Here is a 15,128-nt window from a genome sequence, read left to right on the forward strand (position 1 = left end):
CTGAGCGCAGCGGCGCCGACTCCCCGCTTCCCGTGGTCGGTGCGCTGCAGCTCCGGGCTGCGCGCTGACCCCCACCGGCTGGAGAGTCCATGACGTCCTTCCACGGCCGCGCCCTGGCGGCCGCCCTGGTCCTGATCCTCGTCGGTGCCGCGGCACCCGCGGCGGCCGTCCCGACGGAGGTCACCGGGCCGAGCACGCACGCGCCCGCGGCGGAGGGATCCCGGAGCCCCGGTGCGACCGACCGGGTGGTCGTGAAGTTCAAGGACGGCGCGGAGCCCGCCCCGCGGATCCGCGAGCGCATCTACGCGGAGGCCGCCGAACGGATCGCGCCGCGCGGCGCGGCGGCGGCGGGCGAGCACGAGGAACCGGCGCCCCTGCTGGACGAGATCAGCGGGACCGTGGACTCGGCCAAGGTCGTGGCGGCGGACGAGCTCCTCGACGCGCAGGAGCTCGAGATCCTGACCTCCGCCCTGGAGGAGGACCCGGCCGTCGAGTACGCCGAGCCGGACCACCTCGCGAGCATCGCCGGGGTGCCCGACGACCCCTACTACAGGACGTCGCAGTGGAACCTCCAGCCCACGGCGGCGGGCCTCGACCTGCCCAGCGCATGGGACCGGGCCACCGGCAGCGGCCAGACCGTCGCGGTCGTCGACACCGGGATCACGCCCCACCCCGACCTGGACGCCAACGTCCTGCCCGGCCACGACTTCGTCTCCCTGCACGCCGGCGGCGTGCAGCCGGGCCACTCCCGCGACGGCGACGGCTGGGACCCGGACCCACGGGACGAGGGGGACTACGCCGGTCCCGGCGAGTGCGGGCCCGGGTCCGCCGCCAGGTCCTCCTCCTGGCACGGCACGCACACGGCGGGCATCGCGGCGGCGCGCGGCAACAACGCGACCGGCGTGGCCGGTGTCGCCCACGGCGCGAAGCTCCTGCCGGTGCGCGCCCTCGGGGCCTGCGGGGACGGGTACGTGTCCGACATCGCCGTGGCGATCGCCTGGGCAGCCGGCGACGACATCGACGCCGTCCCGCTGAACCCCCACCCGGCGACCGTGGTGAACCTCAGCCTCGGCTTCCTGTCCGGCACGTGCCCGGCCGTCCTGCAGGAGGCCGTCGACCGGGCCCTGTCCCGCGGGGCGAGCGTGGTCGTGGCGGCGGGCAACCACGACCGCGACGCCAGGATGGAGTCCCCGGCCAACTGCCGGGGGGTGATCACCGTAGCCGCCACCACCGCCCACGGCGCCCGCGCCGAGTACTCCAACTGGGGCAGGGTCACGCTGGCCGCCCCGGGCGGAGACCCCTCCCGCCAGGTCCTGTCCACCGCCAACGCCGGGAGCACCCGGCCGGGCGGCGGCAGCTACTCCTACAAGTACGGCACCTCGATGGCCAGCCCCACGGTCGCCGGGGTCGTGGCCCTGGTCCGTGAGACGGACCCGTCCCTCTCGCCGGCCCAGGTCCGGGAGGTCCTGATCGCCACGGCCCGGCCCCTGCCCGGGCCCTGCCCGGGTGGCTGCGGCGCCGGACTGGTGAACCCGAGGGCCGCCGTCGTCCGGGCCACGCTCCAGGAGGGCTACACCACGCAGGGTGCCATCGGCGCGCTCCACGCACGGATCGGCACGTCCACCGGGGCGCCGCGCTCGCACGAACGGTGCGGCCTCGCGCACAACGGCTGTTACCAGGAGTTCGAGCGCGGAGCCATCTACTGGAGCGCGGGCACGGGCGCCCGGTGGGTGCACGGCGGCGTGCGCAGCGCCTGGAGCCGGTCCGGCGGCGTCAACGGCCCCCTGGGCTATCCCCGGACCGGGGAATTCGGCGACGGCGCCGGCGGCGTCCACCAGCTCTTCCAGCGGGGCACGGTCGTCTGGCACGCCGGGACCGGTGCGGCGGCCGTGCGCGGCGCCATCAGCTCCCGCTGGGCGGCCCTGGGCGGGGCGGCGGGCCCCCTGGGGTATCCGCTGGGCGAGGAGCGGGGCGGCCTGGTCGGCGGCGGGGCGCACCAGGCCTTCGAACAGGGCAGGATCCTGTGGTCACCGGCCACCGGCGCGCAGCCCGTACGCGGGGCGATCGGACGAGCCCACGCCGACCTCCGGGGGGAGCGGGGCCGTCTGGGCTATCCGGTGACCGCGGAGCACCGTTCCGGGGACTCGGTCGTCCAGCGCTTCCGGGGCGGGTCGATCGGCTACCGGCACGGCGGGATCACCATCTCCTACCGCTGAGCGGACCCGCCCCGGCTCAGCGGTCGAGCCGGTGGATGCGGGCGCTGGGAACGGTGGCGAATGCGCACCGGCCGGCGTGGGGGAGCAGGGCCGCGCCGTGCCGCGGCCGTGCCTGCGCCGCCCCCGTCCGCGCGGTGGACCTGAGCAGGTCCGCCCAGGACATGGGTCAGTCCTGCCTCCCGGTGGTGCCCGGATCCCTCTTCCCGGCGGCGTCCGGGGTCCCGGTGGTGCGCGCAGTCCCGGTGGGGTCCTGCTGACCGGCCCGGTCCGGGTGGTCGGCGGCGTCCCCGTCCGCCCGGGGGCCGCCGGAGGCGTCCGTCCGCTGCCGGGCCCAGGTGCCGACGATCCCGGCGACCACCGCTCCCGCGTGGCCGGCGGCCAGATCCCCCATGGTGTCCAGGTAGCCCACGTTCACCTGGGGGTCCACGAGGTAGTAGCCGGCGAACTCGAGGTACTCCCACACGAGGGCCAGCGCCGCGCCCAGGGAACTGACCACGACCACGTGGGACACCGGGCCGCGGGGTGCGAGCCGGGACCAGCGCTCGAGGGCGCGGAACGCGAGCTCGGCCAGCACCGCGGTGGCCGCGAAGTGGACGACCAGGTCCCAGTGCGCGTACCTCTCGTAGAGCAGGAACACCGAGCTCCAGGCCGCGACCAGCAGCGTCAGGTCCGTGGCGATCTCCAGGGCCGCGGGCAGCCGCGCCCGCCACGTGATGGTGACGGCCAGGCACACGAGCATCATCACGGACGCGCCCACAGTGTCGAAGAACAGGGCGGTGAGCAGCACGGAGAGAGGGCCGAGCCACCGCACCGCGAGGGCGAGCCGGCTCACGCGCGGCCCCCGCGCAGCCGGTGCCCCAGCCGGGCCTGCCACCGCTCCCACGGACGCTCCTCGGCCCAGTTGAGCCGGATCGTGCGGAAGGCGCGCGCCAGCCGGCGGACGGCCGGGCGCCCGCCCCGCAGCGCCCGGGGGGACATCCCCACGGACAGGCCCGGCCGGAAGAGGATCCGGTGCGCCGGGTCCAGCCGGAAGCTGAGGTCGAAGTCGTCGTGCAGCTCCGGGTCGTCGCGGTGGACGTGGTCTCGGACCTCGAGCCACCAGGACCGGCGCATCGCCATGTTGGTGCCGAACAGGGGAGGGTGGGCCAGCGCGGCGGCCGTGGTGAGCACGTACAGGCCCATGTAGAGCGCGGACAGCAGCCGGTCGACGCCGGGAGGAAGGCCGTGGAAGCGGCCCGGGCCGGCCACGGCGACCACGTCGGGGCTGGACGCGAGGGCCGCGAGCAGCCCCGCGATCCACTCCGGGCCCGGGAGGCTGTCCGCGTCGCAGCGGATCACCACGTCCCCCCGGGCGGCGTCGTAGCCGGCGGCGGCGGCGGGAGGAATGCCCCGCACGGGCTCGAACACCACGCGGGCCCCGGCGGCGCGGGCGACGTCGGCGGTGTCGTCGCCCGAGGCGTTGTCCACCACCACGATCTCGTCCGGCGCCCGGGTCTGCGCGGCGAGCAGCCGCAGGCACCGCGCGAGGTGCACGGCGTCGTCGCGGGCCGGCACGACCACGGACACCACCGGCCCGGTCTGGTCTCTGCTCTCGGTCATGGCCCCATTCTCTCGTGCCCGCGCCCTAGAATCGGCACATGCAGTCCGACGAGGGCACGACCAGCACGTCCGGCGCCGCGGTGCCGGGCCGGGCGCCGGGCGGCAGCGCGCACCAGGGGCGCCGGGGGTTCGACGTGCTCTTCCTGCTGCAGCAGTTCAGCACCGAGGCCGAGCGCTACGCGGACCAGGTCCGCCGCCGCTTCGGCCTGGCGCACAAGGACGTCCACGCCCTCAACGAGGTCATGCAGGCCAATCGCGCCGGCCGGCCGATCCGCGCCGGGGACATCGCCCGCCGGCTCGTGCTGAGCGGCTCGGCGACCACCACGGTCATCAAGCGGCTGGTCGCCGCGGGACACCTGGTGCGCACCGTCGATCCCCGCGACCGGCGGGAGGTCAGCCTCCGGGCCACCGAGCACGCCTACCGCTCCGGCCGCCGGATGTTCTCGGCCATGGGCGAGGAGGTCCTGGCGGTGCTCGACGACTGCACCGACGAGGAGATCGACGTGCTGCGGCGGCGCCTGCCCCAGCTGACCGAGGCGGTCCGCCGGGCCGGCCACCGGGCGGGGGAGGGCCCGGCCGAGGACGGGGCAAGGCTGGAGGCACCGCCGCTGCCCGGCTCGGCACCGGAGGGGCCCGGGGCGGCTCCGCGCACGGCCTGACGCCGATGATTGGTTCGATTTTCGAAGGACTGTGGTGGAATGGGGGAATGGTGACGGTCTTCTCGCGTGAATCGTCCTTCTCGAGCGCTCGTCCGGGCACCGGGACTCGGACCGGGCACGGTGGCGGGAGGGAGCCTGCCCGGGCGCCCGTCCTGGAGGAGTTCCTCGCCGAGGCCACCGGCCGCGCGCAGGCCGTGGACCCCGGCTTCGCCCGGCTGTGGGGCGAGGTCGCCCGGCTCAGCTCCGGCGGCAAGCAGATCCGCCCGCACCTCGTGCGTCTCGCGGCCGGGTCCTACCCCGCGCCCGAGCCGGCGCCCGTGGTCGAGTCCGTCGGCGCGGCGTTCGAGCTGCTGCACACCGCCCTCATCGTGCACGACGACGTCATCGACCAGGACGAGCAGCGCCGGCACCAGCCCACCATCAACGCCGCCGCGGCCTCCCGGGCATCCGCGTCGGGCTCGGGGCCGGACCGGGCGCGCCAGTACGGCGCCAGCGTGGGCGTCATCGCCGGGGACCTCGCCCTGGCCGGCGCGTACCGGCTCGTGGCCCGCTCCGGGCTCTCGCCCGAGCGGCTGCCCCGCCTGCTCGACCTGCTCGACGCCGCCCTGTTCTCCTCGGCCGCGGGCGAGCTGCTCGACGTCGACCACACGCTGCCCGGGGCCCGTCCCGGCCGCGAGCAGATCCTCGCGGCCACGTGCCTGAAGACCGCGGTCTACTCCTTCGAGACCCCCCTCCAGGCCGGCGGGGTGCTCGGCGGGGCCCCCGACGGGGACGTGGAGGTGCTCGGGCGCCTGGGCCGGACCGTGGGCACCGCCTACCAGCTCGTGGACGACCTGCTCGGCGTCTTCGGGGACCCGGAGGCCACGGGCAAGTCCGCGGTCAGCGACCTGCGGGAGGGCAAGCGCACCATGCTCGTCGCCGCCGCGCAGTGCACGCCCGCCGGCGCGGAGCTCGACGCGATCCTGGGCCGCCACGAGATCAGCAGCGAGCAGGCCCTGCGGGCCCGTGACCTGCTCGAGCAGTGCGGGGCGCGGCAGGAGGTCGAGGACATGGTCGCCGAGTGCGCTGACGAGGCCCTGGCCCTGCTCGACACCGCGGGGCTGCCCGCGTCCCTCGAGCAGGACCTGCGCCGCATCGTGGCCGGGGCCACGGAGCGCATCCGGTGACCGCCGCCCAGCACACCGGGTCACCGGCCGAGGCCGCCGCCCGGTACGACGACACCGCCCGGCAGGCCGCCGCCACCGTCATCCGCCGCTACTCCACCTCCTTCGGCCTCGCCTGCCGGCTGCTGGGCCCGCAGGTCCGACCGCACGTCTACGCCGTCTACGCCCTGGTGCGGATCGCCGACGAGATCGTCGACGGCGCCAGCGCCGGCGCCGGTGTCCCGCCCCAGGGCTCGCGGGAGCTGCTGGACGGCCTCGAGGAGGAGACGTACGCGGCGATCGAGCGCGGCTTCAGCAGCAACCTCGTGGTGCACGCCTTCGCCCGCACGGCCCGCCACGCGGGGATCGGCCGCGACCTGGTGCGCCCGTTCTTCGCGTCGATGCGCGCCGACCTCAGCGCGGACCGGCACAGCGCCGACTCCCTCGACGAGTACGTGTACGGCTCGGCCGAGGTCGTGGGGCTGATGTGCCTGCAGGTCTTCCTGGCCGGCCGCCCCGTGCCCGAGCAGTGCAGGGCGCAGCTCGTGGCGGGGGCCCGCCGGCTGGGCGCGGCGTTCCAGAAGGTCAACTTCCTGCGCGACCTGGCCGAGGACTACGGGGAGCTCGGCCGCGTGTACTTCCCCGGCGTGGAGCCCGGGGCGTTCTCCGAGACCGAGAAGAACCGCCTCCTCGACGACATCGACGCCGACCTCGCGGCCGCCCGCGCGGTGATCGACGACCTCCCCGCGTCCTCCCGCGCCGCCGTCCTCGCCGCCCACGACCTGTTCCGGGAGCTCTCCGTGCGGATCCGCGCCACCCCCGCCCGGGGGCTGCTGAGCTCCCGCATCCGCGTGCCGAACCCCCGCAAGGCCGGGCTCGCCGCGGCCGCCGTGGTCAGGGCGCGGACCCGCCGCCGCCCCACCGGGCCCCGGGGACGGCACGCCGTGGTGGTGGGGGCGGGGATCGCCGGGCTCGCCGTCGCCGGCCTGCTCGCGAAGGACGGCTGGGACGTGACCGTCCTGGAGCGAGGGTCGACGACGGGCGGGCGCGCTGGGCGGCTCGAGCGCGACGGCTTCCGCTTCGACACCGGGCCCTCCTGGTACCTCATGCCCGAGGTCTTCGACCACTTCTTCCGGCTCATGGGATCCAGCGCCGCCGAGGAGCTCGAGCTGCTCCGCCTCGACCCCGCGTACCGCGTCTGGGGCGAGCACTACGAGCAGCCGATCGACATCCGCTCGGACCTCGAGCACACCGTGGCGCTGTTCGAGTCGGTGGAGCCCGGCGCGGGCGCGCGGATCCGCGCGTACCTGGCCTCGGCGAAGCGGACCTACGAGCTCGCCGTCGGCCACTTCCTCTACACCTCCTACGCCTCGTTCACGCCGCTGCTCACCGGGCCGGTCGTGCGGGGCCTGCCGGCGCTCGCCCGGCACCTCACCGGTTCGCTGCACGACTTCGCCGCCGGCACCGTGCAGGACACCCGGCTGCGGCAGGTGCTCGGCTACCCCGCCGTCTTCCTGGCCAGCGCGCCCCGGATGACGCCGTCGCTGTACCACCTCATGAGCCACATGGACCTCACGGACTCCGTGCAGTACCCGCGGGGCGGGTTCCGCCGGGTCGTCGAGGCGGTCGAGCGGCTCGCCCTCGCCCACGGGGCACGGATCCGCACGGGGGCGGACGTGGTGCGGATCAGCACCTCCCCGGCCGCCGACGGCCCGGTGCGGGCCACCGGCGTCGTGTGGCGGGACGCGGACGGGGCGGAGCACGAGCTCGCGGCGGACGTCGTCGTCTCGGCCGCGGACCTGCACCACACCGAGACCGTGCTGCTCCCGCGGGAGCTGCAGAGCTATCCGCAGCGGTACTGGGACAGGCGCCAGACCGGCCCCGGCGCGGTGCTCGTGATGCTCGGGGTGCGGGGGGAGCTGCCCCAGCTGCCGCACCACAGCCTGTTCTTCAGCGAGGACTGGGACACGAACTTCCGGGCGATCTTCGAGGAGCCCACGAGCGTCCCGGACCCCGCGTCCGTCTACGTGTGCAAGCCCTCGGCGACCGACCCCGGCGTGGCCCCGGAGGGGCACGAGAACCTGTTCGTGCTGATCCCGGTCCCCGCCGACCCCGCGCTGGGCGCGGGCGGACCGGACGGCACCGGCTCCCCGCGGGTCGAGGCCGTCGCGGACCAGGTGATCGACCAGGTCGCGGCGTGGGCCGGCGTGCCGGATCTGCGGGAGCGCATCGTGGTGCGCCACACCGTGGGACCGGAGGACTTCCGGCGGGACCTCAACGCCTGGCGCGGCAACGTGCTGGGACCCGCCCACGTGCTCAAGCAGTCCGCCTTCTTCCGGGGGGCCAACCGCAGCCGCAAGGTCGCCGGCCTGCACTACTGCGGGGCCTCCACCATCCCCGGCATCGGACTGCCCATGTGCCTCATCAGCGCGGAGATCCTGCTCAAGGACCTGCGCGGGGACACCTCCACCGGCCCCCTGGCAGAACCCCTGGTGCCGCGCGGATGAGCTTCGTCTACCTCGGATTCCTGCTGTTCAGCCTGGCCGGGATGGTGCTCCTCGACGTGCGGGAGAGACTGTTCTTCGCCCAGGACCCCCGCCGGGCGGGCCTCGTGCTGCTCGCGGGCCTGCTGTTCTTCCTCGCCTGGGACGTCGCCGGGGTCAGCCTCGGGATCTTCCTGCACAGCCCGAGCGCCTGGGCCACCGGCTGGATGGTCGCCCCGCAGATCCCCGTCGAGGAGGTCGTGTTCCTCGTGTTCCTCTGCTACCTGACCATGAACCTGGTCCGGCTCACGGAGAAGGCGCTGGCGCGCCGCTCCGCGGCGGGCGCTCCGGACCGCCGGGAGGCGGGCACCCCGTGACCTACGCCCTCGTCATCCCCGTCTTCCTCGCGCTCGCCCTGACCCCGGCCACCCTGCTGGTCCGCCGGCCCTCCCCGGCGCCGCCGCGGCGCCGGGCCCTGGCCGTGCTCGGGATCTCCTTCGCGGTGCTGGCGGTGCTGACGGCCGTGTTCGACAACCTCATGATCGCCGCCGGGTTCTTCGACTACGGGGCCGGGCACATCACGGAGCTGCGGATCGGCCTCGTGCCGGTCGAGGACTTCGCCTACCCGCTGGCGGCGCTGCTGCTGCTGCCCTCGCTGTGGTGGGGACTGGCCGAGCGGGGCCGGCTCACCGCCACCGTGCGCACCCTCGTGGCCACGTCCCGGCCGGTCTCCTGGGTCAACACCGCCTACCCCTTCGCGGCGGCCTACGTCCTGACGACCGGCCGGGTGGACCTGAGCCTCGTGCTGGGAACGCTGTTCTTCCTCTTCCCGTACAACCTCCTGATGTACGGGATCAACGACGTCTTCGACTACGAGTCCGACCTCCGCAACCCTCGCAAGGGCGGGGCCGAGGGCGCGCTCGTGGACCGGTCCGAGCACCGGATGATCCTCGTGGGATCGGTGCTGACGGCCCTGCCGTTCCTGGCGTACCTGTTCCTGGCGGGCGGGGCCGCCGCGGCGGGGGTGCTCGTGGCCGGCCTGTTCGCGGTGGCGGCCTACAGCCTCGGGGGGCTGCGCTTCAAGGAGGTCCCGTTCCTGGACTCGGCCACCTCCGCCACCCACTTCGTGTCCCCGGCGGTCTACGGCCTCGTGCTCGCCGGAGCGGACTGGTCGGCGGGCCTCGTGGCCCTGTGCGCCGGGTTCTTCCTGTGGTCGATGGCCTCACAGGCGTTCGGGGCCGTCCAGGACGTCCAGGCGGACCGGGAGGGCGGGCTGCGCTCGATCGCGACGGTCCTGGGCGCCCGGGCCACGGTGTGGGCCGCCGCGGCGTTCTACCTCGCCGCCGGGGTGCTCCTGCTGCTGACCCCCTGGCCCGGGCCGGTGGCGTCCTTCCTGGTGCTGCCCTATCTCGCCAACCTCGTGCCGTTCCTGACCATCACGGACGCCGGCTGCGAGCGCGCCCACCGGGGCTGGCGGCGGTTCCTGTGGCTCAACTACCTCACCGGGGTCCTCGTGACGCTGCTGCTGCTCCGGGCGTGGGAGCTCGCCCGCTGACCGGCCGCCCCGACCGTGGCCGCGGACCCGCCGGTGGGCTTCCGCCCTATCCGAGGCGCTTCAGCAGCTTGCCGGTCGAGATCATGGCCCCGCCCAGCACCGCGGGCAGCCCGCCGCCCGGGTGCACGGAGGCGCCCACCCGCCACAGCCACGGCCGCAGGGGGCTGGTGTGGGCCGGGGCGTGGAACGGCCCGCTGCGCCACGACGGCCGCACGGACCCGTACAGCGCCCCGCCCTCCGAGCCGTGCGCGGCGAAGTACGCGGGGTCCAGGATCCGCGTGCTGCGGAAGCGGTCCGTGATCGGTCCGGGCAGTCCGAGCACCCGTGCCGTGCGCCCGAGCTCGCGCGCGACGAACGGGTCCTCGAGGGTGTAGGACTTCCCGTTGGCCGGCGCGGTCAGCAGCAAGGCGAGCGTGGCCGCGCTGTTGGGCCGGGCTGCCTGCGCCGGGTAGTGGTTCGCGAAGGCCATGGTCTGCTCGGGCTCGGAGCCGGCCTCCAGATCGGCGTAGAGGTCGGCGGGCCGGTCGGGCAGCACGACTCCGTGCCGGGGCGTCCCGTCGGGCAGCTCGGAGTCGAGCACGGCGTAGACCGCGATCGCCGAGCAGCTGAGCCGGCGCGGGGACCGGGGGGCGCGCCCCGTCAGCAGGCCCTCCAGCCGGTGGGCGTCGATCCCGCTCACGACCGCGTCGGCCGGATAGGCGCCCCGGTCCGTGCGGACGCGCCCGGGCGCCACGGAGGTCACCGGTTCACCGGTGCGGAGCTCGACCCCGGCGTCCGCGGCGAGGCGCCGGAGCGCCTCGACGAGCTCGTGCACACCGCCCCGGGGGATCCAGACGCCGTCGCGGGCCATGACGGCGGGCATGCTCGCGTAGAGCGCCGGCGTCCGGGCCGGGCCGACGCCGGCGTTGAGGGTGTGGATGGCGATGACCTCGCGCAGGCCCTCCGGCATCCAGGTGAGGCTGTCGAGGTAGTCGCGGGTCGTGAGCCTGCGCCCGTACAGCTTTCCGAGCCGGCCCAGCGCGGGATAGGCCGCCCGATCCAGCACGTCGGTGGTCAGCAGCCGCGTGATGTCCGGGCCCAGCACGCCATGCTCGGCCTCGAAACGGGTCCACGCCGGATGCCAGGGGTGCCCGTGCGGAACAGGCAGCTCGCACCGGGTCCCGCGGTAGTAGTAGGTGCCGACCGCGGGCAGGCGTTCCAGCTCGAGCCCGGCCGTCTCCTCGGCCCGGGGGGCACGCGCCGCCGTACCCGCGGTGCCGGCGGCACGCAGGCGGTCCAGGCGGCGGAGGAGCTCCTCCCAGACGCCCGGGAAGGTGAAGAGGGACGGGCCGGTGTCCAGGCGCTGCCCCTCGGCCTCGAGACGGCGGCTCTTGCCGCCGAGGTGCTCGGCGGCCTCCAGCAGGGTGACGCGGTGGCCGGCGTGGCCGAGCAGCACGGCCGAGGTCAGCCCGCCGACGCCACCGCCGACGACGACGACGCGGCTCACGGGTACAGCCCGAAGAACAGCGCCAACGTCAGCTGCACACCGGCCACGGCGCCGGCGACGTAGGGGAAGGCGATGGAGTGCCGGTAGAGCCGGTGCCCGGTCCCGGGGCTCGGATCCCGCAGCAGGGAGACCACGAGCCACCCGGCGATGAGGGCGTTGACCGCGGCCACCAGGAGGCTGACCAGCGCGAAGCCCAGCGTGGACGCGGCCCACCAGCCGGCGCACCACAGGGCCGTCCCGCGCGGTCCCAGCCGGACCGCCGTGGTGGTGATGGCCACCGCGCGGTCCTCCTCGATGTCCTGGACGGCGTCGAACGCGTGCTTGGCGACGCTCCAGGCCATCAGGCCGAGCGCCGCGGGCCACACGGGAGCCGACCCGAGCGCGATCGCGACGAAGACCAGCGGCAGCGCGTAGGCGGCGTTGCTCAGCGAGTCCAGGTACGCCCGGGCCTTGAAGCGCAGGGGAGGAGCCGAGTAGAAGACGAAGACCAGCACGTACAGCGCGATCCAGCCCAGCGCTGCCGGGGGCAGGGCGACGGCGAACCAGACGACGAACGGCACGTTGGTGACGAGCACCGAGGTCCAGATGGTGCGGACCTCGGAGGACTCGATCAGGGCTCCCTCGAGCGAGCCCTTGCGCGGGTTGAGGGCGTCGGTGTCCTGGTCGAAGATGTCGTTGACGCCGTAGATCAGCAGGTTGAACGGCAGGGACAGCCACAGCAGGAGCGGCAGGGCCTCCCACTGCCAGAGCGATCCGGCGAGCCACATGCCCACCACACCGGGGCCCAGGGTGTTGACCCAGAGCACCGGCCGGGAGATGTGCACGATCCGGTGCACCGCGGGGGCGGGTCTCGCCTCGGGCACGGAGAGCCTCCTCGGACGGCAGGGGACCGGGGGAGCCCGGGTGCTCCCACCCTACGCGGGGCCGGGGCCCCCGGCACGGCCCCGCCGCCGGTCCGTCCGTGCTCCCTCCCGCCGCGGGGCAGACTGTGGGGGTGCGCATGATGCTGCTGACCTCCGGAACCCGCGGCGACGTGGAGCCCTTCGTGGCCCTCGCACGGTACGCCGCCGCACGGGGCCACCAGGTCCGGCTGGGGGTGCCGGAGAACTCCGGGGCCGACCTCTCCGGGGTCGACACCGTGAGCCTGGACGTGGACTTCCACCGGCTGATGGGCACCCGCGGGCTCTCGCCGTGGACGGCGGTGCACCACTTCCGCTCCGAGGTCGGCCCGGGGATGCGGAGGATGCTCTCCGCGGCGGTGCGGGAGACCCTCGCGTTCGCACCGGACCTGGTCCTGCACCACCCGCTGGTCCTCACGGCACCGGCCGTGGCGGACGCCCTCGGCGTCCCCCGCGCCCTGGCCGAGTTCGTGCCGGTGGCCACGCCCACGCAGGAGTTCTCCGCGCCGGGCGGGCCCACGGTCTCGAAGGACCTCGGGCCGTTCAACCGGGCGACCTACGCGGTCCCCCGCAGCGGCGCCCGGCTGTTCCGGCGGGACGTCGAGCGCGCCTGTCGGCAGCTGCCGGGCGGCCGGACGGCCTCACCCCCCGCGGCGTCCCGTGCCACGCTGATGGGGATCAGCCCGCAGCTGCTGCCCCGGCCCGCCGACTGGCCGGACAGGGTCCACCTGACCGGTTCGTGGCACTGCGACGCCGGTGCCCCTGACCCGGACCCGGCGGTGGCCGGGTTCGTCCGGGGCGGGCCGTGCCTGGTGGCGACCTTCGGCTCCATGACGGGCGGCGACCCGTCCGCTGGGGGCAGGACGGTCGTGGACAGCGCGCGCGCCCACGGCCTGCGGACCCTCCTGGTCACGGGCTGGGGCGGACTGACCCTGCCGGAGGACCGCCGCGGCGAGGACGTGCTCGTCGTGCCGTCCGCGCCGCTGGACGCCCTGCTCCCGGACGCCGCCCTGGCGGTCCACCACGGCGGGGCGGGCACGGTGCACACGGTGGCCCGCGCGGGCATCCCGTCCGTGGTGGTGCCCTTCCTCGTCGACCAGCCCTTCTGGGGCCGGCAGCTGCACCGGCGCGGGATCGCCGCCGCCCCGATCCCGCGCCGGTCGCTGAAGCCGCAGACCCTGGTTCCCGCCGTGGGCGACGCCCTCGCCCGGCGGGAGCAGGCCCAGCGCGTGGGGCGCGCGGTCCGGCAGGAACAGGGACTGCCGGCCGCCCTCGACGTCCTCACCGGGCTCTGAGCCCGGGCGCGGCGGGAGCACGCCTGCGGAGCACGCCTGCGGAGCACGCCCCCGGAGGTGGGGGCCCGGGCCCTCGCGGCCGCGGGGACGGCCCCGGGCGGACCCATCAGGCCGGCTGACGGATCAGCATCGGATTTCATCGCTGTTCCTGACGCGTGGCGCCCTCGATACTGGAGGGACCGGGCGCCCCGCCCGCCACCACCCCTCCCGGAGGACAGCCCCATGACCGTCGACCTGCTCCCGTCCCGTTCCGCCCAGGCCTCCTCGCGCCCGGACGAGATCTCCGACCGAGCGCCCGCACCGCGGACCCTCGGGGCCGGACGGCGCAGCTGGTCCGACATCGAGCAGGACTGCCCGTACTGCGCGGGCCCCGAGACCGACTGAACGGCGCACCGCCCCCGCGGCGCGGGCACCCGGCGGCAGGATCTCCGTCGTAGTGTGGTCGGGAGCACACCGACCGTCAGGAGGTCCGCCATGCAACGGCGCCTGCCCCAGTGGTCCGAGCTGCGCCCGCTCCTGCAGTTCGAGACCCCCGCCCTCGACCGCCGCGCGGCCCGGCTGGCCGGCGCCGCGGACCTCTGGGACCTGCGCCGGATCGCCCGCCGCCGCATCCCGCGCCCGGCGTTCGACTACGCGGACGGCGCGGCCCAGCGCGAGCTGACCCGCCGGCGCTCGCGGGAGGCCTTCGACGCGGTCGAGCTGCTGCCCCGGATCCTGCACGGCATCGCCGCCCTGGACCTGTCCACGCCGATCTCCGGGGTCCGGTCCGCGCTGCCGTTCGGCATCGCCCCGACCGGGTTCACCCGCTTCATGCACGCGGAGGGCGAGATCGGGGGCGTCCGTGCGGCGGCGCGGGCCGGAATCCCCTTCACGCTGTCCACCATGGGCACCCGTTCGCTGGAGGAGGTCGCCGCGGCCGGCCCGGACGCCGTCCGCTGGTTCCAGCTGTACCTGTGGAAGGACCGGGCCCGCTCCCGGGACCTGCTGGAGCGCGCCGCGGCCGGCGGCTACGGCACCCTGCTCGTCACCGTGGACACCCCGGTGGCGGGCCAGCGGCTTCGGGACGTGCGCAACGGCATGGTCATCCCGCCGAAGCTCACGCTGCGCACGCTGGCCGACGCCTCCTACCGGCCCGAGTGGTGGTTCAACTTCCTGACCACGGACTCCCTGAAGTTCGCGTCCCTCTCCAGCACGAGCGCCGACCTGCCCACCATCACGAACGCGATGTTCGACCCGACCCTGTCCTACGAGGACCTCGAGTGGATCCGTTCCGTGTGGCCGGGGAAGCTCTTCGTGAAGGGCGTGCTGACCCGCGACGACGCCCGGCAGTCCCTGGCCGCCGGGGCCGACGGGCTGGTGGTCTCCAACCACGGCGGCCGCCAGCTGGACCGCGCCCCCGCCTCGCTGCACGCGCTGCCCGAGGTGCGGGACGAGGTGGGCGAGGCCGTCGAGCTGATCCTGGACTCCGGGATCATGAGCGGCGCGGACGTCATCACCGCCCTGTGCGCCGGCGCGGACTTCGTGCTCGTCGGCCGGGCCTACCTCTACGGGCTGATGGCGGGCGGGCAGCAGGGCGTGGAGCGGGCGATCGAGCTGCTGGCCGAGGAGGTGCGGATCAGCATGCAGCTGATGGGCGCGGAGACGATCGCCGACCTGGGCCCGCACCTGCTCGGCACCCGCCGCCACCCCGACCTCTCCCGCAGGGACGCCCCGGCCGACCAGCCCTGATCCGGCGGACCCGGCACGCAGGGGGCCGCGACCGGGTCCGCCACCGGCCGAGGGGCCGCGCCCTGC

The 15,128-nt window shown here is 75.3% G+C and carries 13 protein-coding genes; 9 read left to right on the forward strand and 4 right to left on the reverse strand.

What is annotated here, in order from left to right:
- The first annotated feature begins 89 nt into the window (after positions 1-89).
- Entirely contained in the window at positions 90-2,216 is a 2,127-nt protein-coding gene (locus ABD220_RS12415; protein WP_344123023.1) for a S8 family serine peptidase, read from the forward strand.
- A 166-nt stretch (positions 2,217-2,382) separates the two neighbouring features.
- On the opposite strand, the gene ABD220_RS12420 is transcribed toward ABD220_RS12415, so the two are convergent.
- Both ABD220_RS12420 and ABD220_RS12425 read right to left on the reverse strand, forming a co-directional pair.
- The gene (locus ABD220_RS12420; RefSeq protein WP_344123025.1) at positions 2,383-3,048 is read right to left on the reverse strand and encodes a DUF2238 domain-containing protein; all 666 of its coding nucleotides are present in this window, start codon (positions 3,046-3,048) and stop codon (positions 2,383-2,385) included.
- A complete protein-coding gene (locus tag ABD220_RS12425) occupies positions 3,045-3,815 on the reverse strand; it encodes a glycosyltransferase family 2 protein (RefSeq protein WP_344123027.1) in 771 nt (256 codons plus the stop codon). Before ABD220_RS12425 ends, ABD220_RS12420 begins: the two co-directional genes overlap by 4 nt.
- 38 nt (positions 3,816-3,853) lie before the next feature.
- Between ABD220_RS12425 and ABD220_RS12430 the strand changes: the two genes are divergently transcribed.
- From ABD220_RS12430 to ABD220_RS12450, 5 genes are read left to right on the forward strand one after another with little or no spacing between them, the layout of a single operon-like run.
- Positions 3,854-4,474: a MarR family winged helix-turn-helix transcriptional regulator gene (locus tag ABD220_RS12430; RefSeq protein WP_344123028.1), complete on the forward strand. Its 621-nt coding sequence runs from the start codon at positions 3,854-3,856 to the stop codon at positions 4,472-4,474.
- A gap of 47 nt (positions 4,475-4,521) precedes the next feature.
- Entirely contained in the window at positions 4,522-5,640 is a 1,119-nt protein-coding gene (locus tag ABD220_RS12435; RefSeq protein WP_344123030.1) for a polyprenyl synthetase family protein, read from the forward strand.
- On the forward strand, positions 5,637-8,123 hold the full coding sequence (gene crtI, locus ABD220_RS12440; protein WP_344123032.1) for a phytoene desaturase family protein: 2,487 nt from the start codon (positions 5,637-5,639) through the stop codon (positions 8,121-8,123). The genes ABD220_RS12435 and crtI overlap by 4 nt, the downstream gene beginning before the upstream one ends.
- Entirely contained in the window at positions 8,120-8,476 is a 357-nt protein-coding gene (locus ABD220_RS12445) for a lycopene cyclase domain-containing protein (RefSeq protein ID WP_344123034.1), read from the forward strand. Before crtI ends, ABD220_RS12445 begins: the two co-directional genes overlap by 4 nt.
- Positions 8,473-9,654 (forward strand): prenyltransferase, encoded by a 1,182-nt coding sequence (locus ABD220_RS12450; protein ID WP_344123036.1) that lies wholly within the window; start codon positions 8,473-8,475, stop codon positions 9,652-9,654. Before ABD220_RS12445 ends, ABD220_RS12450 begins: the two co-directional genes overlap by 4 nt.
- Before the next feature lie 46 nt (positions 9,655-9,700).
- Here the strand turns inward: ABD220_RS12450 and ABD220_RS12455 are convergent, their stop codons facing one another.
- Positions 9,701-11,140 (reverse strand): phytoene desaturase family protein, encoded by a 1,440-nt coding sequence (locus ABD220_RS12455; RefSeq protein WP_344123037.1) that lies wholly within the window; start codon positions 11,138-11,140, stop codon positions 9,701-9,703.
- Positions 11,137-12,003 carry a UbiA family prenyltransferase gene (locus ABD220_RS12460; protein ID WP_344123039.1) on the reverse strand — a complete coding sequence of 289 codons (867 nt, stop codon included), beginning with the start codon at positions 12,001-12,003 and terminating at the stop codon, positions 11,137-11,139. Before ABD220_RS12460 ends, ABD220_RS12455 begins: the two co-directional genes overlap by 4 nt.
- Positions 12,004-12,140: 137 nt before the next feature.
- On the opposite strand from ABD220_RS12460, the gene ABD220_RS12465 reads away from it, so the two are divergent.
- The 3 genes from ABD220_RS12465 to ABD220_RS12475 all read left to right on the forward strand — a co-directional run bounded on the left by ABD220_RS12465 (position 12,141) and on the right by ABD220_RS12475 (position 15,062).
- Complete coding sequence (locus ABD220_RS12465; protein WP_344123041.1) at positions 12,141-13,334, forward strand: glycosyltransferase; 1,194 nt, start codon at positions 12,141-12,143, stop codon at positions 13,332-13,334.
- 222 nt (positions 13,335-13,556) lie between these two features.
- The gene (locus tag ABD220_RS12470; RefSeq protein WP_344123043.1) at positions 13,557-13,718 is read left to right on the forward strand and encodes a hypothetical protein; all 162 of its coding nucleotides are present in this window, start codon (positions 13,557-13,559) and stop codon (positions 13,716-13,718) included.
- 90 nt (positions 13,719-13,808) lie between these two features.
- The gene (locus tag ABD220_RS12475) at positions 13,809-15,062 is read left to right on the forward strand and encodes an alpha-hydroxy acid oxidase (RefSeq protein WP_344123045.1); all 1,254 of its coding nucleotides are present in this window, start codon (positions 13,809-13,811) and stop codon (positions 15,060-15,062) included.
- Positions 15,063-15,128: the final 66 nt, after the last annotated feature.

Source organism: Kocuria aegyptia, from assembly GCF_039530085.1.
In the GTDB taxonomy this organism is placed as follows: Bacteria; Actinomycetota; Actinomycetes; order Actinomycetales; family Micrococcaceae; genus Kocuria; species Kocuria aegyptia.

Bases quoted from the DNA above. Each gene is read 5' to 3' on its own strand.
- ABD220_RS12415 (WP_344123023.1), top strand. From the start codon at position 90: ATGACGTCCTTCCACGGCCGCGCCCTGGCGGCCGCCCTGGTCCTGATC.
- ABD220_RS12425 (WP_344123027.1), bottom strand. From the start codon at position 3,815: ATGACCGAGAGCAGAGACCAGACCGGGCCGGTGGTGTCCGTGGTCGTG.
- ABD220_RS12430 (WP_344123028.1), top strand. From the start codon at position 3,854: ATGCAGTCCGACGAGGGCACGACCAGCACGTCCGGCGCCGCGGTGCCG.
- ABD220_RS12435 (WP_344123030.1), top strand. From the start codon at position 4,522: ATGGTGACGGTCTTCTCGCGTGAATCGTCCTTCTCGAGCGCTCGTCCG.
- ABD220_RS12445 (WP_344123034.1), top strand. From the start codon at position 8,120: ATGAGCTTCGTCTACCTCGGATTCCTGCTGTTCAGCCTGGCCGGGATG.
- ABD220_RS12465 (WP_344123041.1), top strand. From the start codon at position 12,141: ATGATGCTGCTGACCTCCGGAACCCGCGGCGACGTGGAGCCCTTCGTG.
- ABD220_RS12470 (WP_344123043.1), top strand. From the start codon at position 13,557: ATGACCGTCGACCTGCTCCCGTCCCGTTCCGCCCAGGCCTCCTCGCGC.
- ABD220_RS12475 (WP_344123045.1), top strand. From the start codon at position 13,809: ATGCAACGGCGCCTGCCCCAGTGGTCCGAGCTGCGCCCGCTCCTGCAG.